The following is a 21282-nucleotide window of genomic DNA, read 5'->3' on the forward strand; positions in this document are numbered from 1 at the left end:
AGTTTGCTCTTCCTGAACTCTTTCATACTCTGGGGGTCCCTGTCTTCCAGCGAAGCGAAATCTACCACACCATTTGCTTTAGCCCACTGGAAATATTTTACCGAAAGCTGGCTTACTATTTCATGATTGTCGCGGGGCCAATGCGATACGTTTGAAAATATACTTCCAGTGGAAATCTTTCAGTGTCCGTTTTTATTTCAGGTACCCGATACCAATAGGGGTAATCCGTAGATTCCAGGAATGCGAATCGTTCTGGTCATTCGTACCAATCTGCTTGGATACACCATAATGGTATATTTTGTCTGCGCGCGCTGTAAAACTCCCTTGTAACATGACTAGGGAAAATAAAAGTATAGCTGATAGTGATGTGATATATTATAAATTATATTTTAATATCTACCAGGAACAGTCAATGAATTTATTTCTGCCAGGGAATATTTCCACCTTGCTGTATATGTTTTGTTAGAATGTTTTGTATCTTTTTGAGCTCCTCTGATGTATTACCGATTACGTTGTTTTGTTCCAGGGAGTCTACCGACATATTATAAAGTTCACGCGCTTCAAAAGGACTATTCTGTAATAATTTCCAATTACCGGATATTACTGCCTGGCTGGTTAATCCACCGAAATCCGTACCGCCTTCTCGTCTGATGAAGTATAGAGGTCGCGCAGGTAACAATGCTTCCTGCGATAGTAGCAACGTGCGCAAACTAACTCCATCGATATGTTTTTCAGGTTTTATAGAAACGATATCCGCTATTGTTGCATATATATCCATATTGATAACTGCCTGGTTAGATACCCGCTCGGGCTGTATGTGCCGGGGCCAGCTAATACATGCCGGCACCCTGAGGCCTCCTTCGTACATGGTTCCTTTGTCAGCTCTCCATAAACCATTATCCGATCCATACATCAAGCTGCCGCCATTGTCACTCAAAAATATAATGAGCGTATTGTCGTACTTCCCGGCATTTTTCAATGCGCTGATCACTTTACCAATACCGTCATCCATATGCTCAATGAGTGCAACTATACCGGCTCTTTTTTCAGTAATTCCCGGGACACGGGCTTTTACTTTCTTTAACCATGATGCCGGCGGTTGTATGGGCGCGTGGGGTGCATTATAGGCCAGGTATAGGAAAAATGGCTGGTTGTTTTTACTTTGCTTTTCAATATATGCTACAGCTTTTGATGTAAAGAAATCTGTAGCATGCCCTTTTGGATCAATTACCTTTTCATCTTCACGCATGAAATTTTTACCCCACCGGAGATGTGTATAGTAATCATCCATCATGTCGTCTAGAAACCCGCAAAAATATTCAAAACCTTTCTGATTGGGAAGGTTAGGTGTACACAAACCTAAGTTCCATTTTCCAATCGCAGCAGTATGATATCCGGCCTTCTTTAATAATGCCGGTAAGAGTTCAACACCAGGTTTCAGGTAACCGAAATTTATTTCCGGTTTAGACCTGATAAGCCCGGGTACACCTACCTGTTCGGGATAGCAACCGCTTAATAGTGAAGCTCTGCTTGGAGAACATACAGAAGAGCTGGAGTAAAATCGATCGAACCTTAGCCCTGCCTTGCACAAGGCATCAATGCTCGGGGTAGATACATCTTTTGCGCCGCTGTATGATACATCATGCAAACCCAGATCATCTGCTAATATTATTATGACATTCGGAAGTGCATTTACTTGCCGGCTATATACTTCCGAAGAAAATAACATAAGCATGCAGACCGGAAAAAACAGATACTTAGCTTTTATCCCCGAAAAGAACTTTTTGACTCTATGTTTAAATCGAATAAACATTTTTAATTATTTTGATAACTGGTCTTCAACTTTTTCAACAGTTGACAAATGTTTTTCAGCCAACAGTTCCAGTGCTTTAACAGTCTCAGGATATTTGGATGCGATGTTATTGGATTCAGAAATATCTTCGTTAAGGTTAAACAGTTCTGGTGTATCCAGCTTCCTGAAATCAGCCGGATATCCTACCGGGTTCGAACTATAAAATAATAATTTATATGGCCCTTTTCTAACGGCAGCCAAGACATCAGCATGGTAGTAGTAAAATTCACTTCGCGGACTATGATCATCTTTGCCATTTAAAATATTACTCAGATCATAACCGTCCCAGATACGGTCCTGTGGTATTTTACCGCCAGCAAGAGATAAAAAGGTTGGCAAAATATCAAGTGTACTACCAATTTCTGTAACAAATCTTGGTTTCACAATCCCCTTTCCCCAGAATATTGCCGGTATCCTTACGCCCCCTTCATAGCTGTTCCCTTTTGCGCCATATAATGGACCGGAAGACCCTCCCAGCTCTTTAAAAAGCTTCCAGGGGCCATTATCGCTTATAAAAATAACATAGGTGTTCTTATCCACGCCGTTTTCCTTCAATGCACTCAATATTTCTCCCACGCTCCAGTCTATTTCTTCAATGATATCGCCATAAGTGCCTCTTTGGCTTTTGCCCTTAAACTTTGGGTTAGGGAACAGGGGCACATGTGGCATATTATGGGCTAGGTATAAAAAGAACGGGTGGTTTTTATTTTTTTTGATAAGCGCAACAGCTTCTTTTGTGTAACGCTCCGTTAATGTATTTTGAACTGCGGGCCGTTCAATTACTGTTTCGTTGCGCATTAATGGCACCTGAAAATATTCATTTTTGGGTTCTGTAATGGCCTTCAGGTAAGGTACGGAATCAACCCGGTCCATGTCGTTGCTATAGGGCACACCAAAGTAATGATCAAAACCATTACGTGTTGGCAAATATTGTGACAGGCTGCCTAAATGCCATTTTCCGATATGAGCGGTATAGTATCCATTTTGTTTTAACAGCTCTGCAATGGTGAGCTCGCTTGCAGGCAAACCGCCTTTTGATCCCGGAAATAACACACGGTGGCTGGCTGTTCCCGCCATACCACTCCTGATAGGTAGCCTCCCGGTAAGCAAACCGGCCCTGGATGGGGTGCATACATTTGCAGCCACATAAAAGTTAGACCACTTTTGCCCTTCAGCAGCCATACGGTCAATGTTTGGAGTATGGATGGTTGGATTGCCGTAAGTGCTCAAATCCCCGTATCCCTGGTCATCGGTCAGGATAATAATAAAATTTGGCTTGCCGGTATTTGCCTGCTGGGCTTCTGATTTGGCAAATCCCCAAAAGGATACTGCTGTAAGTAAAAGCAGCCTGTAATATTTTTTTATCACTTGTTTGTTTTTTAAAATTTATAATAATTACTGCCTGTAGCAGCGTTTGCATTAATAGCCTTTATTCTGGACAAGTTTAGGATTGGCATCTATTTCTGTTTGGGGTATAGGAAATAGTACATGGTAGGGTTTTGCTCCCGATCTACCGTGATCTGTAGCGTTGGTGATCAGCGTACCCTGCCTTATGCGGTCAGTCCTGTTCTGTTGTTCAAACCAGAATTCCCATTCCCTTTCCTTAAATATTGCCAAACGCAGAGATTCTTTTGAAACGCCGGATAAAGCCAGGCTTTCTAGGCCAGCCCTGGATCTTACTTTATTAATCAGGACAATCGATTCCGAATTGGGGCCATTCAATTCGTTAAGCGCTTCGGCTCTTGATAAGAGTATATCTGCATAGCGGATCACGGGTATGTCATTTCCGTATGATGCGCCGATTGCATTTTTATCGAGTTCATATTTGCCTGGAATTGAGCGGTTATTTCCCAAAAGCTGTTTAAAAACGCCTTTTGTATTCGTGTAGGAGGTAATGATCAGCTTTTTTCGCTGATCGCCCTGTTCAAACGAATTTACAAAATCGTCATACAAATAAACTTCTGAGGCGTATAAGGTTTGGTTGTTTAAGTGCGGATAATCCATGGGATATGTATTGGCAATAAATGGTGTACCCACTTTTGGTGTTCCCTGTATTACCCATATCATCTCGCTGTTGGCTTCATTTTCAATTAAGAATAATTTTGTATAGTCGGCAAACAGGGAATAGGTATTCAGGTCAATGACCTGCTGTGCTGCATCCGCGCATTTTTGCCACTGTTTTGCATTTAAATATAGTTTTGTCAAAAACGCCAGTGCTGCGCCTTTGGTAGCTTTTCCATATTGTGCCTGCTTTTCTGGTAAAACGGCTGCTGCTTCTTTTAAATCCTGCTCTATAAAGTTGATGGTTTCGCTTTCTGTGGCACGGGCAAGGTATACGTCGTCAGACGGCGTTTTGTGCAATGGCACCGGCCCAAACCAATCATGGAGCAAATAATAACTTTGACCACGGAGGAATTTTGCTTCGGCAACCAACTGTGCTTTGCCCGAATTGCCGGCAGCTTTTGATATAACGATATTCGCATCCCGTATAACGGCATACAATTGGTTCCATATAATACCAAAATAAGCAAGGTTGCTATTCCATGTATAGTTAACAAGTGGCGTAAAAAAAGATTCAATTGCGCCGTACTGGCCCCAGGTCTCTCCGGAAACCATGCCCGGTGTATAAAAGTAGGCATACTGACGAATCTGTGCGTTGCCATAGGCCGATGTCAATATCGAATTCAGCGCATTATCTGTATTTATATAGTCATCTCCCAGTTCAGAATAAATTTCTTCCTTTAAAGACGACTGACAGGAGTAAACGGATATAAAGATAAAAAAAATGACGATGTATTTAAGTATTGGTTTCATGTCGGATTATTTAAAATGATAGATTGACACCAAGCGACCATACCCTCGCTAATGGATAACTGTTAAGATCAATTTTTGCATTGCTGTTTCCAAATGTATTTGCCTCGGGATCGTAACCAATGTACTTTGTAAAGGTTATCAGATTTTGCGCAGACGCGTTTACCGAAACCGATTTTATAGCCCCGGGCTTTACAGGCAAATTATAATACACCTGTATATACTTCAGCCGTGCATAGCTGGCGCTTTGTAAAGCCAAAGTATTTACCTTCCCACCTCCATAGGCCGTTGGCGACGTTGCCGAAGGCCATTTTGCATTCATGTTGTCGGGAGTCCATCGGTTTAATACTGTTTCGGCCAGCATGTTCCTCCTGTTATTACTGGGATACATACTTTCAAGAATATTACCGTTTAGTATGCTGCCTCCTTCTTGTCCTTGTAACAGGAAAGAGATACCCATATTTCTATAGGTTACGCTATTTTGCCATCCATAGGTAAAATCGGGGAATGGCGTACCTATTATCTGCTGATCAGCAGTGTTGATTTGCCCGTCTTTGTTTACATCTTCAAAAATCGGGAAACCAGGTCGTGACAACGGTTGAGCAGAATTATCCACTTCTTCCTGGTTTTTGAAAATGCCTGTTACTTTATATCCATAATAAGCAAACGCGGGCTCGCCTTTTGTTATAATTGCTACATTGCCGATATTGCTGGCGTTACCGGTGATGATATTGGCAATACTTCCCAGGTCCACAACCTTATTAACTATTTTAGAAAAATTGAGAGATGACGTCCAGCTGAAATCCCTTTTATCAATCAGTTTTCCCTTAATAAATATTTCAAGGCCCTTATTCTGTATAGAACCAATATTGGTAAGAATAGACGAGTACCCGCTGGCTGTTGGAATGGGCAGACTGACCAGCATATCCTTCGTGTTTTTTATAAAATAATCGGCACTGATATCAAGCCTGTGATTCAGTACTGTGGCATCAAAGCCTATATTTGTCTGTTCTGTAGATTCCCATTTTAAATCGGGATTGGCAATACGGGAAGGAGAGGTACCTGTACTAATATTATCGCCTGTAACAAACTTAGCTCCGGTACCGTAGGTACTGATCGAGTTATAATTCCCAATATCCTGATTACCTGTAAGTCCCCAGCTTGCCCGCAGCTTCAAATAATCAAATAAAGAAGGAAGGAAGTCTTCACCAGATAATAACCAACCTGCTGCAACAGAGGGGAAATAGCCAAATTTTTTATTTTCACCGAAACGTGAAGATCCATCTGCCCGTATAGAGGCCGTTAAGTAATATTTTTTGTCCAATGCATAATTTACCCTGCCCAAATAGGAAAGCAATTTATTATCTCCTTTATAACTGCTCAGGCCGGCAGTAGCAATATCGCCCAGGCCTAAATTGTTTGTTTCGAGGTCGTCAGAAGGAAAACCACTAATAGATCCGGCAAACTGCCTTGTCTGAAAATATTGGTAGGTGATACCAGCAAGGGCTTCTATCGTGCTTTTGAAAGTAAGCTCCTTTTTATAATTGATGGTATATTCGCCCAGTATATTCGACCTTTCAATAGTAGCGATATTGGCTATTCCATTTTGGGATTTTCCATATATGGTCGCCCGGTTGCTATACAAATCCCTTCTTTGAGACAGCAGATCTGCTCCTCCGTTTATTTTCATTTTCAGGCCGCGTAAAATTTCGTATTCAACAAATATATTGCCGGTGGTTCTGTTAGAGATGTTTATACTTGAAACCCCATTGAGGACACTTAAAGGGTTGTTGATTGTTAAAAACGAAGACTGAGTGTAAGTCCCATCCTCATTATAAATAGCTTCAGTAGGGTCATATAATAATGCGGTGTTTACAGGGCCTGCAGATTCGTTGATACTGTTTCCATCTACAAAATTCCTGTCTTTAATTCTGCTAACGTTAAGGTTTACACCCATAGTTCCATGTTCTGAAAAGCGGCTCCCCAGATTTAGTCTTGCCCCGACCCTGTCCATAGCTGTATTTTTTACGATGCCCTGCTGGTTTAAATAGTTCAATGAAGTGAAATAGTTAAAGGCTTCGCTACCTCCCGAAAAAGTTACGCTTCCGTTATGCAAAGGGGCCTGTCTGACAATTTCATTCTGCCAGTCCGTTCCATTGCCAATGCGCAAACTATCTTCTTTTGTAAAAACAATGGTATTACCCCGGGCAACAGCCAGTTCGTTAATAGCTTTAATATATTCGCTTGCTGAAAGCACATCAATCTTCTTAGCGATACTTTGAACTCCGGTGTTATAGTCCAGCGTTACCTTCGTTTTTCCGGCTTTTCCTTTTTTGGTAGTAATCAGGATCACTCCATTGGCGCCCCTGGAACCATATATGGCTGTTGCCGAAGCATCCTTCAATACCTCAACAGATTCAATATCGCTGGGATTAATAGAAGATATCGGGTTTTTTGGATTGAGATTAGATGCAAACCCCGAACCGGACGATCCTGATAAATTATTGCTATTGTCTATTGGAACGCCATCAATTACATATAAAGGGCTGGAACTGGCATTTATTGAATTAATTCCTCTTATCCTAACATTAACACCTCCTCCGGGTTCAGCGCTTGTTTGCTGAATATTAACCCCGGCTGCCGCTCCCTGAATTAACTGGTCTATAGATGAAACGGATGCGCCCTTATTAAAATCAGCAGTCGAAAGTTTGCTTACGGCACCGTTAACTTCCCTGCGCTTCTGCGTACCATACCCCACTACTACCACATCATCTAAATTGTTGTTGGTAGGCTTCAATCTTACAGAAACAGGTGATCCTGTTGCCAGTACGGTCTTCTTTTCATACCCGACAAAAGTTACAACAATGTTGTAGGGGAATTTCTGACCGGTTCGTAATATAAACTGCCCTTTGGAATTGGTGGTAGTCTGATTAGTGACCCCTTCAATAATAACATTAGCTCCGTCGAGCGGCTCATTAGTTACTTCATCAAGAACGCTGCCCTCAAGAACAGAATTAATAGTAGCCGGGTTTTGTGCATGGAGTATACTGCTGCCGGTTAAAAGAACCAACAGGTACAGCACCATGCTATATAAAAGTTTATTACTCTTTTTGTGCATTTTATTTGTAGTTTGTATCCGGTACGTTCCGGGCATATCAATGCCGCAGGTACTTTGTACTCGTCTTTTGATAGTGTATAGTTTATGTATTGTGGAAATTTCTGTAAGCGTAACCAGCAAAAGGCACCCAGGCCTCCATCTATAACCAACCACCGATTATTGTGGATGGGCCATAAGATGCCTTTTGCCGGTTACAGCAATACCAGGCTTATAGCTTATTCAGATGAAATGTAAAAAAGGAACCTATATACAACAACGGGTAGTAGTGATCCTGTTCATATAGAACATTAGTAAAGAAGGTACCACCTGGCTTACGGAAGCACAGTTTTGCAGCTTAAACACAGCGTTTGTTGAGCTATTCATTTTACTTTGAGTTTAAATATAACTGCTGGTGGTTAACAGCTATTAGTCTACCTATTTGGTGGACAAAATTAATAAACCTGTTTGGTATAAAAAAACTTTTAAATTATTTTTTATGCTTATTTAAAAAATAATTTGAGGATGATGAAGATTTTCACAGAGCGCCGCAGTCTAACGGTTTAAAGTTTGTTGCCACTGAAAAGAAACCAGGCTATAATGAGTGTGATGATGACATTGAAAAGCTGTGCTCCTAAAAATGCGATCACCGGTTTCCTGTTATGAACGCCTACCAGATCTTTAAAGTTAGTTTCCAGGCCGATACTGGTAAAGGCCAGGGCAAACCATAATGCCTGCAGGTTTTTTAAAGGACTTTTTACCAGGGCAATAGTATCCGCGCTGATGAAGAATGAAAAAATAAGAGAGGCGGCTACGAATCCTATAACAAATTTTGGAAACCGCTCCCATATTACTTTTAAAGCAGGCTTTTCAGCAATGGCTTGTTCTGAAGTAGTTTTAGAATAGGTCCAGTAAACCGATATTGCAAAAGCTGCGATACCCAATAATACGTTTTGGGAGAATTTTACAATAGTGCTGATCTTTAATGCGGTCTCTCCTACAAGGGTACCCGATGCTGCCACGGCGCCGGTTGTATCAATAGTGCCTCCCAGCCAGGCGCCGGTTACTTCCTGTGAAAACCCAAAGGTTTTAGCGATCCAGGGCATAATGATCATCATTGGCACTGCTGTAATTAATACTAAAGAAACCACCAATGATAATTTTTTTGTATCGCCTTTAATAGCTCCTGAAGTGGCAATGGCAGCTGATACCCCGCAGATGGATACTGCGCTGGAAAGCATCATCGAAAGCTCTTTATCTACCTTGAGTTTTTTGCAGAGCCAGAACGAAAAATACCATACCGAAAGCACTACTACCAATGCCTGTATCAGGCCCAGGGATCCTGCCTTTAGTATATCCGAGAAAATGACATGAGTGCCTAATAATATCAAACCGATTTTTACAAAAAATTCTGAGGAAAGCGAGCTGGTCAGCCATTCAGGCAATGTGAAGAGATTCCGGATAACCAGTCCGAAAGCTAAACAGAAAATAACTGTTTCGAGGTTCAATAATTTTAGGGTACTGTTGCCGCCAATTATAAATGCCGGTATGGTAAGCAGGTATAGAACAGGGAAACCTTTTAACACGTATCCTATGGATTTGCCGGTTAAATAGTTACCGGCAATGGCTATAAGAAAAGTATACAGAAATTGAGAAAGTATCTTAACCAGGTTATCTATGCTTAGCACTTTTGTGAATAAGTCTGAGATATTTTTCCAGTCAAATTCAGGGGCATTAATAATAAATCCCAAAGCAGACAGGATGATAATGATGAAGCCTAAAACTACGACAGTCCAGTCTTCGCTAAGATAGATGCGCTTCAACTTCTGTATATTTTTATTTTAATAAATATGTTATAATAATAAAGATAAAATCATTAATGATAGCGCCATCAGTTTTTTAATAGTTCCAAAAGTTGCTATGGTAATAAAGCCCGGTTTGCCGGGACCGGACCGAGAAGCAGGATGAGGCCGAAACATCGCTTGTTTTATACTTTTATGTCCTTGAGAGTGTTTTCACTGCCAACTTCACTTTGTATAGAGCATCATATCTGCAATGGGGTAATTATATAATCATTTTTTTTCCCGGTTAAAGAGGTCAAGCTGTTTTTTAACAGGTAAAACGATATAATTGAATATATAGCACCCCAGGCAAATATTAAAGACCGATTCTAATACAGTACAGAGCAATAAGATAGCTGTTACAGAGTAAGCAATGGTATTTGCATTAAAGTAAAGCAACACAGCAATAGCCAAGGCCAAAACAAATCCCAGCGATGCTGCGAACTTCTTGGGAGGTGCATAAATTGCTGCGGATCTGAAATTTGCCCATCTGACAATCATTTTGCTGTTTATGGAAAGTAACGATGGCAGGGTTGTAAAGGCTCTCAAAAAGAAATCAGTGGAAAGTAAAACTGCCAGCCATGACCACTGTTTAATAAGAAGAACAATGGTAACCAGAGCCACTTGTGCTGCAATGATCCTTACAACATTTTCATCAATATAAAGGGATGCGTTTTTTTTACTATGCATACTAATTTTTATGGATAGCGAATATATAAAATAATTTATTAGTCTACTGATTTAGTAGAATATTAATTATATTTGAAAAATAATTTACCGTTTATGAAACTAAAGGCTGTAAATAGGATAACAGGCGCTGAAGCAGCTTTCTTTGTAAAGAATTTCATGAAAAGGAGTACACCTGTAATTCTGAAGGATTTTATTCATGAGGAGAGCCCGGCGTTAAAAAAATGGGACTATTCGTACTTTAAAGAATTAGCCGGTGATATTGTTGTGAATGTTTATGGGGGTGAAATTGAAAATCTTGACCGTGTTGCCAGCAAACCGGTTGGTAAGATGGAATTTGCGGTATATCTTGATATGATCAGCTCCCAACCAACAGAGAACAGGCTTTTTCTTTTTGACCTGCTCAAGCTGAGACCGGAACTTAAAAACGACCTGAAATACAGGGATGTAACCAGTGGAAAGATTCTTGAATGGCTTCCTTTCATGTTTTTTGGTGGGCAGGGCTCTGTTACAAGAAATCACATTGATATCGATATGTCGCATGTTTTTATTTCTCAATTCAAGGGAATAAAGCGTATCTGGTTATTTCCATGGGAACAATCTGCCCTTTTGTACAGGCCGCCCTTTAACTTTCATAGTATCGCCAATCTAAAAGATCCTGATTATAAAAAATTCCCGGGGTTAAAATATCTTCAGGGATATGAAGCTCTTTTAAACCCGGGGGAAACACTTTATATACCGTCGGGATGGTGGCATTATATTCAGTATGAAACAGAAGGGTATTCGGTTTCGCTTCGTGCGCTGCCGTTCAGCTTACTGGAAAAATGGCGGGGATTTAAAAACCTGGTAATATTGAGGAATTTTGACAATGTTATGAGAAAGGCTTTCAAAGAAAAATGGTTTAAATTTAAGACCAAGGCTGCTTTTAAAAAAGCCGATCGGGCAATCAGGAAATTAAAATAGGTCCTGCATTATTTGTTCACTTTATCCGTTAAAACTCCTTCCACCGAAGAGAATTTGCCCGTTTTTGATAGTTTATGTATGGCAGAAATTACTTTAAGTATAATCAGCAAAAAATGTGAAAAAGTATTTTAAAGCGCTAAAAAGCGGCTATCGTTTCCTTTTGACAGCCGCTTTAAAAAGAGTTTCTACCACTGCTATGTCTTACTTGGCAGCAAGTTTTTTCAATACAGAGATAAAACGATCTACATCTTCGCAGGTATTATAAAACGCTAATGAAGGGCGTATTGTTGCTTCAACGCCCATTCGGCGCAATATAGGCTGTGCGCAATGATGGCCTGTGCGTACGGCAATACCTTCATCATTCAGGATTTTCCCTACCTCATCATTTAAATAACCTTTAAGGGTGAAAGAAAGTACGCTGGCCTTATTGGCTGCGGTTCCTATCAATCGAACGCCAGGTATAGATTTTAAATGCTGCGTGGCATACTCCAGTAAGGCGTGTTCATACACGCCAATATTAGCCATGCCTAAAGCCATTACATAGTCGATGGCTGCGCCGAGCCCTACGGCATCGGCAATATTACCGGTACCAGCTTCAAAACGATTTGGTGTATGATGATATTTGATTTGTTCAAAAGTTACATCCTGTATCATATTGCCACCACCCTGCCAGGGTTCGGTAGCATTGAGCAATTCTTCTTTGCCATATACAACACCAATACCTGTTGGACCAAAAACTTTATGCCCGCTAAATACAAACCAGTCAGCATCTAATTCCTGTACATTCACCGGGATATGCGATACAGACTGTGCACCATCTATCAACACCCTGGCGCCTGCGCTGTGCGCCATAGCTACCATTTGTTCAGCAGGGGTAACGGTACCCAATGCATTAGATACCTGCGTAAATGCCACCAGTTTTACCTTTGGCGTCAACAGTTTCGCATAGGAGTTTAACAATATTTGGCCGTCATCGTCAACAGGAATTACTTTAAGTATTAATCCCTTTTTATCGGCCAGCCTTTTCCAGGGCACAATATTAGCATGATGCTCAAGGTTACTTACAATAATTTCATCGCCAGGATTCAAATATTGGTCGCCCCAGCTTTGTGCTATAAGATTGATGGCTTCAGTTGCCCCACGAACAAAAATAATTTCGTTGGCAGATCTTGCTCCTAAAAATACACGTACTTTTTCTCTTGCACTTTCGTAAGCATCTGTAGCTCTTGCGGCTAGCTCATGCGCTGCGCGATGGATATTAGAATTTTCGTGCTGATAGAAATAATTGATCCTGTCTATTACAGACTGAGGCTTTTGTGTGGTGGCCGCATTATCAAGCCAAACAATCGGTTTACCGTTTACGTGCTCATTTAATATAGGAAAATCTTTTTTTATTTTATACGCATCGAAACTGTTAGTTAGGTTACCTGCTTGTAAAGTAATGCCTTTGTGCTTTTCGTTGCTCAAAAAATAGTAAGATGGTGTTGTTACAGCTGCAACGGTCGGTGCAATCTGCGGACTGGCAATACCGGCATCGCTGATATTTACCAGCTTTAAGATCAATTCAATATCTGACCAGAAAGGTTGCTCTTCTACAAAAGGCAATGCAAACGGGCCGCTGTCCGCACCGGCAGCTTTTTTATCGATATTAGAATCGGGAAAACTGGTTACGGGCTCAGTGATGCTAAAATTTTCCTGCTGGTGTGTATAGCCCGGAGAAGCACCGCTGCCTGCAACAGACACAGGTACGCCATTATTGCCGGAAATTTGTATCTCACCGGGTATTTGTTCAAAGGGGGGAGTAGAACCAGGGTATAGATAGCCTGAACCACCATCCTTCCCTGACGATACAGAAGTGCTGTTTCCCGTTATAAAAGAAGGAGCCCCGGGAACATAGGGAGCTAACAAAGAATGTCCGTTACCTGGCAAAGGATTTACTCCCGGGTAAATACCTGCTAGCCCGGTAGAGTTACCTGCTGTGGATGAAGCGCCTAAACCAGGAACAGCAGGCGGATGAGATAGTCCACCAACAGGCAAAGGCCCTGCTGTTAATGACTGATGGGGCGTGCGCGTATACGTTTCCTCAGTGGGTGTACTTAAGGCGGGCGTAGTGCCGGTTCCGGTTATCGATTTTGCAAATGCCGTAGCATGGGGATGCTCGTAAGGGTCTAAAGATATTTCCTGAGGTACCTCATCAGGTAAAGCTTTAAAGTATTGGTTGGCCAGATCCTGTAATACCTCTATGTGGGGAAGGCCGCCGGATGGGTTAGTATTTGTACTCATGGTATTTATTAATTTCAACATCATCCAATACTGCAATCGCATCATCTACCAGAACGGCTAATGAGCAGTACAGCGATACCAGGTAAGATGCAATGGCCTTTTCATTAATACCCATAAAACGTACAGACAGGCCAGGAGTTTGCTCACCCTGTAAGCCCGGCTGGAAAAGACCTACCACGCCCTGGCGCGTTTCGCCGGTACGCAATAAAATGACTTTTGATTTCCCGTTTCGGATTGGTAATTTATCTGACGGAATTAATGGAATACCTCTCCAGGTGAGAAACTGTGAGCCGAATAACGATGCGGTTGGCGGCGGTACCCCCCTTCGTGTACATTCTCTGCCAAAGGCCGCAATGGCTAAAGGATGCAGCAAAAAGAAACCGGGCTCTTTCCATACTTTGGCGATCAGCTCGTCAAGGTCATCAGGCGTTGGAGCACCGTTGCGGGTTTTAATACGCTGATTATCTGCAACGCTATGTAGCAATCCGTAACCGGGATTATTAATGAGCTCGCTTTCCTGACGCTCTTTAATGGTTTCTATGGCCAGCCTTAACTGTTCCGATATCTGGTTATAGGGTTTACTATACAGATCAGAAACACGTGTATGTACATCCACAATAGTTTGTACGGCCGAAAGATTATATTCCCTGGGATTTTCGATGTAATCAACAAAAGTTTGGGGTAATACTTTTTCATCCCGGGAAGAACAGTCTACTTCAATTTGGGTAGCGTTCTTCACTTTGTTCAAACGATAAACGCCCGATTCTACCGGCACCCAGTTTAAAAGCCTGGTAAGCCAGCGGGGTGTAATTGTTACCATTTGAGGAACTGTTCTGGTGGCAATTGCGAGTTGCCGTGCTGCTACATCTCCAAGAGCAGTCTGTTGTTGTTTTTGTGTTGCCATTTTTTATGAAATTTTAGTTTAATTGATAACGTTTATCTGTTTTTTGGCTAAATACTAAAATTGATCCCTTCATCAAAATCATTATTGGACCTTACTCTTATTTCGCTTCTGTGATATACCAATGAATAAGGGGGAACGCTTTCTGTAAGCCATACATTACCTCCAATTACCGAGTTGTGCCCGATAATAGTATTGCCACCTAAAATAGTGGTGCCGGAATAAATTACTACGTTGTCTTCGATGGTTGGGTGCCGCTTTATATGGGCCTGGTCTTTAGATACATTTAAGGCTCCAAGCGTAACTCCCTGGTACACTTTTACGTTGTTACCTATAATGCAGGTTTCACCGATCACTACGCCCGTGCCATGGTCTATAAAAAAACGGGAGCCTATTGCTGCACCTGGATTAATGTCAATTCCTGTTTTGCTATGCGCATACTCGGATATTAACCTTGGCAATAATGCTATATCCCGTTTATAGAGCTCATGTGCAAAGCGGTAAACGGCAACTGCATAAAAACCCGGGTACGCGCTAAATACTTCTTCGATAGAATGGGCAGCGGGATCAAAAGATAAAATCGCCTGCGCATCCTCCTGTAATATTTCAAACACCTGCGGTATAGTATTAAAGAAATCAGTAACCGCTTCATCTGCAAAACCGTCTTCATTTTGCGACGGCAATAGCAATTGGCGTAACTCCAGCTCTAATCTTAAAACTTCTATTTTGCTGAACATATTGTCGCCATTTACAGGAAACAGGACCGATATAAAATGATCTATCCATTGATGCACATTATCCTTAAAAGGTATGGATCTCCGGTCGGGTCTGTACTTTTGATGTATTTGGAGCAACTTATGATGTAGCTGAATATCTCTACAAAACATGGTATTGTTTTAATTAGGATTACTCAAAAAGATAAGAAGACAGGTAACGATCTCCTTTATCACAAATGATACAAACGATATTGCCGCTGTCAAGAGAAGCCGCTACTTCAAGGGCAGCATGTACGGCGCCGCCACTGCTCATTCCACAAAAAATCCCTTCCTCTTTAGCCAGGCGCTTGGTCATTTGTTTAGCCTGCTTTTCACTTACTTCAACTATTTTATCTACGCGCGACCTTTCAAAGATCCGGGGTACATACGCTTCGGGCCATTTACGGATGCCAGGGATGTTGGAGTTATCAGTGGGCTGGCATCCAACGATCACTACATCCGGGTTTTGCTCTTTTAAATATTGAGACACGCCCATAATTGTACCTGTGGTACCCATTGCAGAAACAAAATGCGTTATCAGACCATAGGTACTGCTCCAGATTTCAGGGCCTGTCGTTTCATAGTGTATACGTGGATTATCAGAATTGGAAAACTGATCCAACATGACGTATTCCCCGGTTTTCACTAATTCCCTGGCGTAGTCAATAGCACCTTCCATAGCTCTTCGCTTAGGTGTTAAAGTGATTTTTGCACCAAATGCCTTCATGGCCAATATTCTTTCTTTAGTAGCATCTTCGGGCATTACCAACTCTATCTCAATACCATACAGGGAACCTATTAAGGCAAGCGCAATACCCGTATTTCCACTTGTGGGTTCTACAAGTTTTACTCCTTTGTTTAGAATGCCTTTTTCAATTGCACCTTTTATCATGCCATAGGCGGTACGGTCCTTTATACTGCCCCCAGGATTATCTCCCTCCAGTTTACAATAAATATTTACCAAATCATGCTGATGAATGCGTTTCAGTTTTACAACCGGAGTATTCCCAACCAGGTTAAGTATATCAGGCATAGCAGGTAACTATATATTTTCTTTAATCTTTTTGATTAGCAGGTCTCTTTTCCTTACGTATAGTAAAAGAGAATTGCTTCCCTGTTTTTGAAACGGCTTCTTTCACTTCATTGATCACGTCTAGTAAAGAAAGATCTCCTTTTCTTAAGTACTGTATATGCAGGTTGGTGCTTTCATTAGCGGCTTTTTTGTTATGATTAATATCCGGCCGCTTATTGGCCGCTGATTCAAAAAAATTGGGCGCCAGTTGCTGGTTTAACAGAAGATTGTCTCCTGCTACAGCCTGGTGAAGCGTAATGTCTGCAATAAATAATGGCATGATTTGAGAATTTATGATTTGATTGAAGAATATGTGGCTGATATGAGCTGATCAGAATAAAAGGTCACAAACAGCATTGTTAGTCGCAGCTCAACAAAATAAACAACAAAGTAAATGGTCTTTGCACAATTGTTGATTAAAATGATATGGTAAAGAGAATTTCAAAAGATATTTTAGTAATACAAACATAAGGGATAAATATTAGTCTACAAAAAAAGTAGACTAATATTTTTTTTATTTTTTCTGAGTTAAGGTTATTGGAGGATATATATTATTTTTGTTAGTCTACTATTTAAGTAGACTGATAAATTTTCTATAATGCATTTTAATTTTATAGCATTTGCAATCCCGCTATTTCTTTTTTTTATTGCATGGGAATATTTATATACCAAAAGGAGCGGTAAAAATTTTTTTCAGTATGCTGAATCTGTAGCTAACATTAATGTAGGCATTGCAGAACGTTTGCTGGATGTAGTAACTACTGGTTTGTTTTTCTATTTTTTTGAATATATACATACGCATTATGCGTTACTGTACATAAAGGCGAATATTTTTACGTGGATATTGCTGTTTATTCTTACCGATTTTGTATGGTACTGGTACCATCGTCTGGCGCATGAGATCAATGCATTTTGGGCGGTACATGTAGTTCATCATCAGAGTGAGGATTTTAATTATACCGTATCGGCCAGGATCACAGTATTCCAGGCAGTTGTGCGTAGCTTGTTTTGGGCTGTTATACCGTTACTGGGATTTCCACCAGTGATGATTTCAACGCTTTTACTTATACATGGACTTTATCCTTTTTTTGTACATACACAGGCATTAGGAAAATGGGGCTGGTTCGAAAAAGTCCTGGTAACACCTACACATCATGGCATACATCATGCATCCAATCCCGAATACCTGGATAAGAACTATGGCGATGTTCTGATAGTATGGGATAAAATGTTCGGAACGTTTATTGAAGAAGATAAAAACATACAAATAACATACGGCTTAACTAAACCTTTGGAAAGCCACAGTTTTTTATGGCAGCATTTTCATTTTATTCTTGAAATAGGCCTTAATTTTTATTACGCTAAAGGATTTAAAGCTAAGTGGCAAACCCTTTTTGGCAAGCCGGATGATCTTGATCCGCGGTATCGTTTGGTACTGGAAAGAAAATTTTTAAAAAACAGGAAAACGAAGAGTCCGCCATCAGCGGCTATGCGAACTTATGTTACTGTCCAGACAGCGCTATCATTGATCATGTTATTTCTGGTGCTGCTCTACGAAAAATTTCTTTCAGTAACCTCGCTGAGTCTTTGTTCCCTGTTTATCTTTATCAGTTTAATCAACAGCGGCGCTATTTTAGATCAGCGTCGTTGGATCAGTTACCTGGAAGTAGCCCGGGCGCTGTTGTTCTTTCTGATACTTTACCAGTTTTATCCATCACATCTTATCGTTACTTTTTTTACTGCCGGCTTTTTATTAGCATGCGTGTACTTTAGCGACATTGATCGTTTATTTATAAAGTATCTTTACCGGGGTACAAGCTGATCCTTTAACTCAAAAACGATGGAAATCAGGCCACATAAAGTATTCCGTCGGAATCATGTTTGACCTGCTTGTACAGAAGTTGCAGATAGTATTTCATTCTGTGAAACACAATAAGGGAAACAGAGGTGTTACATTAATGATTTTATAAGTTTCTAAAATAGCGAGATGCTATTGACGCCACGGAAGGATTCGAACCTTCGTAACAGGTTTTGCAGACCTTTGCCTTGCCGCTCGGCCACGTGGCTTTCTGGCATTAATGGGTGAGTTTATACGGTGAAGCAAGAGTCTGTTGTATGACGGCTTCATCTTCCCGTGGCTTGTAAATATTTGCTGCAACCCGCTCTACGAGGTTTTTAGGAACCACTTTTGTAATGAAGGCATTAAGTTTATTTGAAAAGCCCGGTATGATTTCAGCTTTACCTTTCAGCAACCCTTTTACTGCTGTTTTTGCAACGGCCCCTGGTGTCATGTTAAATTTTTCAGCGGTTTTCAGCGTGTGGGCTTTCATACCTGCTTTAGTTACGAAGGCTGTATCCGTAGCACCCGGTATAAGACAACTAACAGATATGGATGTTTCTTTCAGCTCATACCGCAGGCTTCGGGTAAATGAAATAACAAACGCTTTGGACGCCGCATATACTGATAAATAAGGAACGGACTGATAGCAGGTGGTGCTGCCTACATTCAGCAGGAACGAACGCGGGAATTTTTTTAAGACAGGAAAGAAAGTGTGTGCGATGCGTAGCTGCGCTTTAACATTTACATCGATGATGTTCAATTGCTCCTCAATACCTGTTTGTGTAAAAGGCGCATTGAGCCCATAACCAGCATTGTTTACAATAATATCAAGATAGGCGTGGTACCATTTTGTTTTTTCAAATATTCTTTGAGCGGCATCCGGTGCTGAGAGATCCTGCACGAGGGTTGCCACATCCACATGATATTTGTCCCTGATGTATTGTGCTGTATCCAATAGCTGCCTTTCGTCAATATCAATAAGAATTAACCCGCGTTTTTGTTGCGCCAGTTCTATGGCAATTGCAGCGCCAATACCTTTGGCGGCGCCGGTAATAAGTGCGTAAGACATATTAATTAAAAGTTTTTTTTCTGAAATAGCTTTTTATCAGTGAGAAAATTAATAGTGGGATCATAGTGTTGGATTTAATTGTGGAGCATAATCCGGAACCGGTTTTCTTTTAGAACTGCCTGATACCAAAGCAGCCAGTTTATGGTAAAAGGGCGTACTGCTTTTCTCATTTTTTGGCTGATAAGCTCCGGTCACTACCGGAATATACATTACACGACGCCTGCTTTTTTCTCCAATAAAAGGAGATTCCTGAACTCTGTGCCACAGGCGGCCATCGTGTATGGTAAGGTCCCCGGCTTCAATATCAAGACCTACCTCTTTTTTATCCGGTTTATGATCTATAAAATATTTCTTTTTAAAGAAAAGTGTAAACAGACCTTTATTGTGGGTGCCGGCTAAAACCTTTAGCCCGCCATTGCTTGATGGGCAATCGTCTAAATGTAATCCTACATTTAGCATCGGTTTGATCCTGGAGCCCAGAAACAGGTCCCGGGGGCTGTCTGTATGCCATCCTAACCTTGTAAAAGAGCTGTCTTCTGTGTTCAGATAGTGGTTTACCACTAGGCCGTCTTTTTCCAATTCACCTATGCGGCCATCGAAGGGAGCTAATAGTTTAACCAATTGCTGTACGCGGTCGCTCTTCAAAAAATTGCTTAGCACAGTGCTGTATTGAGAGGTAAAAGCAATACGCTGAATAAGCGGTGAGCCGTCCACATCATTTCCAAATTTAAGCGGGATGCCATTTACCACGGTTATCCCTTTTTTTAAGAAAAACCGTTCAACTGAGCAGATCTCATATAAAAACTCTTTCACGGTGTGGGCAGATACAAATTGCTTGAAATGCAAAACGCCATGTTTTTGCAGATGCGTTGTGTGCAGTGGTGTAACCTGATCATTAAAATGGAATTGTTGTGTAGCGTTACTCATGACAATAAGAAATTGGAGGTTAAAAATTAAAGGAGAAAGAAACGGGTAGCGCAGTTTCTATGCGAAGTAGAAAGATCAACAACAACAACAACAAATGCTATTAGCTAAAACGTATAAACGCATTAGCGGAGCTGAAGTTTTATTATATGTTGCTGGTTTGTTCAAAATAGTATACTATGTAATTGTGATGCAAACATAAGTGTAAAATATTAGTCTACCAAAAAAGTAGACTAATATTTTTATAGGTGCTATTATCCATCTGCCAGGGTAGAAGTCATTCTGTAATATGAGTGTTAAGCATCGCTATTATTAACGGCGAACGTTGAAAACCCTTGAAATATTAAAGCCAAAGTGCAGTCTTCCTTTCTCCCACCCTGAAGTGGCACTTGTGAAAAGAGCACGCTCGCTGCTTCCTGCTGCATTTGAAAAAAACATCTGGAACACATGCCCGTAAGTTTCTATATCTACGCCAATGGTTAAGGGGTTTACGTTTCGGGTTCTTTTAAAAGCATCCGGAATCCAAAAGTATTCCGCGGTAAGCGCCAGCTTTTTGGTGAGCTTATACCTGCCGCCAAGCCCCAGCGCGCCAATTGTATTTTTTTCTGCAGTTAAATCTGTAGCATTAAAGTGCACTAAGGTTGGCACTAACTGCAGGCTGATCCGGTCATTAAATCTTCTTGCAGCCAGCGCCTGATGCAGGTAGGTTACCCTGTTAAAAAAGGAAAGGCTGGATATAGGCGCTTTTTCAGACACCACATAAATGCCCGCCAGGTAGCTAAGCGTAAGCGGCACACCTCCCGTTTTTTGCGATAGCAGCCGAAGCTTGCCATACCCATTGTATTCTTTATTCAAAGAGCTTCTTCCAATGCCTAGCATGAGCTTATCGGTTATACCGTAGTCAAACCCAATCTGCGTGGCGGCATTGTCCAGCCCGAAAAAGTTAGCAGCGCCATCACTGATGCTGCCAAACCGGTGATTGATTCTTACATCCAGTACACCTTTCTGAAGCTGCTCCACCGTGTGCGCATTAGCAATCCTTGTAGAGCTGAAAGCGGGGCTCAACACTTCGGGGTATTGTTTCGTTATGTTTTTTTCGAGCGAATCCCTTGTCTGTGCCACAGTGGTTTCAACCATTGTGAAGAGGAGTAAAAACAATGTTATCAGATGATGTTTTATCATATGTGGAT

At 41.2% G+C, this 21282-nt stretch carries 16 protein-coding genes and 1 tRNA gene; 2 read left to right on the forward strand and 15 right to left on the reverse strand.

What is annotated here, in order from left to right; all coding sequences use genetic code 11:
* Nucleotides 1–418 precede the first annotated feature (418 nt).
* From ACYVBM_RS20680 to ACYVBM_RS20705, 6 genes are all read right to left on the reverse strand, one after another.
* Complete coding sequence (locus ACYVBM_RS20680; RefSeq protein WP_460687604.1) at nt 419–1735, reverse strand: sulfatase family protein; 1317 nt, start codon at nt 1733–1735, stop codon at nt 419–421.
* Between the two features lie 84 nt (nt 1736–1819).
* Nucleotides 1820–3220 carry a sulfatase family protein gene (locus ACYVBM_RS20685; protein WP_460687605.1) on the reverse strand — a complete coding sequence of 467 codons (1401 nt, stop codon included), beginning with the start codon at nt 3218–3220 and terminating at the stop codon, nt 1820–1822.
* Between the two features lie 51 nt (nt 3221–3271).
* Nucleotides 3272–4666, reverse strand: a complete 1395-nt coding sequence (locus ACYVBM_RS20690; protein WP_460687606.1) for a RagB/SusD family nutrient uptake outer membrane protein — start codon at nt 4664–4666, stop codon at nt 3272–3274.
* A 10-nt stretch (nt 4667–4676) separates the two neighbouring features.
* On the reverse strand, nt 4677–7781 hold the full coding sequence (locus tag ACYVBM_RS20695) for a SusC/RagA family TonB-linked outer membrane protein (RefSeq protein WP_460687607.1): 3105 nt from the start codon (nt 7779–7781) through the stop codon (nt 4677–4679).
* A gap of 539 nt (nt 7782–8320) precedes the next feature.
* A complete protein-coding gene (locus tag ACYVBM_RS20700; RefSeq protein ID WP_460687608.1) occupies nt 8321–9580 on the reverse strand; it encodes a YeiH family protein in 1260 nt (419 codons plus the stop codon).
* A 249-nt stretch (nt 9581–9829) separates the two neighbouring features.
* Entirely contained in the window at nt 9830–10288 is a 459-nt protein-coding gene (locus ACYVBM_RS20705; RefSeq protein ID WP_460687609.1) for a DUF4395 domain-containing protein, read from the reverse strand.
* A 93-nt stretch (nt 10289–10381) separates the two neighbouring features.
* Between ACYVBM_RS20705 and ACYVBM_RS20710 the strand changes: the two genes are divergently transcribed.
* Nucleotides 10382–11248, forward strand: a complete 867-nt coding sequence (locus ACYVBM_RS20710) for a cupin-like domain-containing protein (RefSeq protein WP_460687610.1) — start codon at nt 10382–10384, stop codon at nt 11246–11248.
* A 201-nt stretch (nt 11249–11449) separates the two neighbouring features.
* On the opposite strand, the gene ACYVBM_RS20715 is transcribed toward ACYVBM_RS20710, so the two are convergent.
* From ACYVBM_RS20715 to ACYVBM_RS20735, 5 genes are read right to left on the reverse strand one after another with little or no spacing between them, the layout of a single operon-like run.
* Nucleotides 11450–13531: a family 2A encapsulin nanocompartment cargo protein cysteine desulfurase gene (locus ACYVBM_RS20715; RefSeq protein ID WP_460687611.1), complete on the reverse strand. Its 2082-nt coding sequence runs from the start codon at nt 13529–13531 to the stop codon at nt 11450–11452.
* Nucleotides 13515–14435, reverse strand: a complete 921-nt coding sequence (locus ACYVBM_RS20720; protein WP_460687612.1) for a family 2A encapsulin nanocompartment shell protein — start codon at nt 14433–14435, stop codon at nt 13515–13517. Before ACYVBM_RS20720 ends, ACYVBM_RS20715 begins: the two co-directional genes overlap by 17 nt.
* A 47-nt stretch (nt 14436–14482) precedes the next feature.
* Nucleotides 14483–15319 carry a serine O-acetyltransferase EpsC gene (gene epsC / locus ACYVBM_RS20725; RefSeq protein ID WP_460687613.1) on the reverse strand — a complete coding sequence of 279 codons (837 nt, stop codon included), beginning with the start codon at nt 15317–15319 and terminating at the stop codon, nt 14483–14485.
* Nucleotides 15320–15338: 19 nt separating this feature from the next.
* Nucleotides 15339–16220, reverse strand: coding sequence for a cysteine synthase CysM (cysM, locus tag ACYVBM_RS20730; protein WP_460687614.1), 882 nt, complete (start codon nt 16218–16220; stop codon nt 15339–15341).
* 22 nt (nt 16221–16242) lie between these two features.
* Complete coding sequence (locus ACYVBM_RS20735; protein ID WP_460687615.1) at nt 16243–16539, reverse strand: hypothetical protein; 297 nt, start codon at nt 16537–16539, stop codon at nt 16243–16245.
* A 318-nt stretch (nt 16540–16857) separates the two neighbouring features.
* On the opposite strand from ACYVBM_RS20735, the gene ACYVBM_RS20740 reads away from it, so the two are divergent.
* Nucleotides 16858–18081, forward strand: a complete 1224-nt coding sequence (locus ACYVBM_RS20740) for a sterol desaturase family protein (protein WP_460687616.1) — start codon at nt 16858–16860, stop codon at nt 18079–18081.
* 174 nt (nt 18082–18255) lie between these two features.
* On the opposite strand, the gene ACYVBM_RS20745 is transcribed toward ACYVBM_RS20740, so the two are convergent.
* The 4 genes from ACYVBM_RS20745 to ACYVBM_RS20760 form a co-directional block, all read right to left on the reverse strand.
* Nucleotides 18256–18326, reverse strand: a tRNA-Cys gene (locus ACYVBM_RS20745).
* Nucleotides 18327–18334: 8 nt separating this feature from the next.
* Nucleotides 18335–19168 (reverse strand): SDR family NAD(P)-dependent oxidoreductase, encoded by an 834-nt coding sequence (locus tag ACYVBM_RS20750; protein WP_460687617.1) that lies wholly within the window; start codon nt 19166–19168, stop codon nt 18335–18337.
* A 60-nt stretch (nt 19169–19228) separates the two neighbouring features.
* Nucleotides 19229–20095 (reverse strand): phytanoyl-CoA dioxygenase family protein, encoded by an 867-nt coding sequence (locus ACYVBM_RS20755; protein ID WP_460687618.1) that lies wholly within the window; start codon nt 20093–20095, stop codon nt 19229–19231.
* 309 nt (nt 20096–20404) lie between these two features.
* On the reverse strand, nt 20405–21274 hold the full coding sequence (locus tag ACYVBM_RS20760; RefSeq protein WP_460687619.1) for a DUF5777 family beta-barrel protein: 870 nt from the start codon (nt 21272–21274) through the stop codon (nt 20405–20407).
* Nucleotides 21275–21282: the final 8 nt, after the last annotated feature.

This window comes from Niabella aquatica (assembly GCF_054779315.1).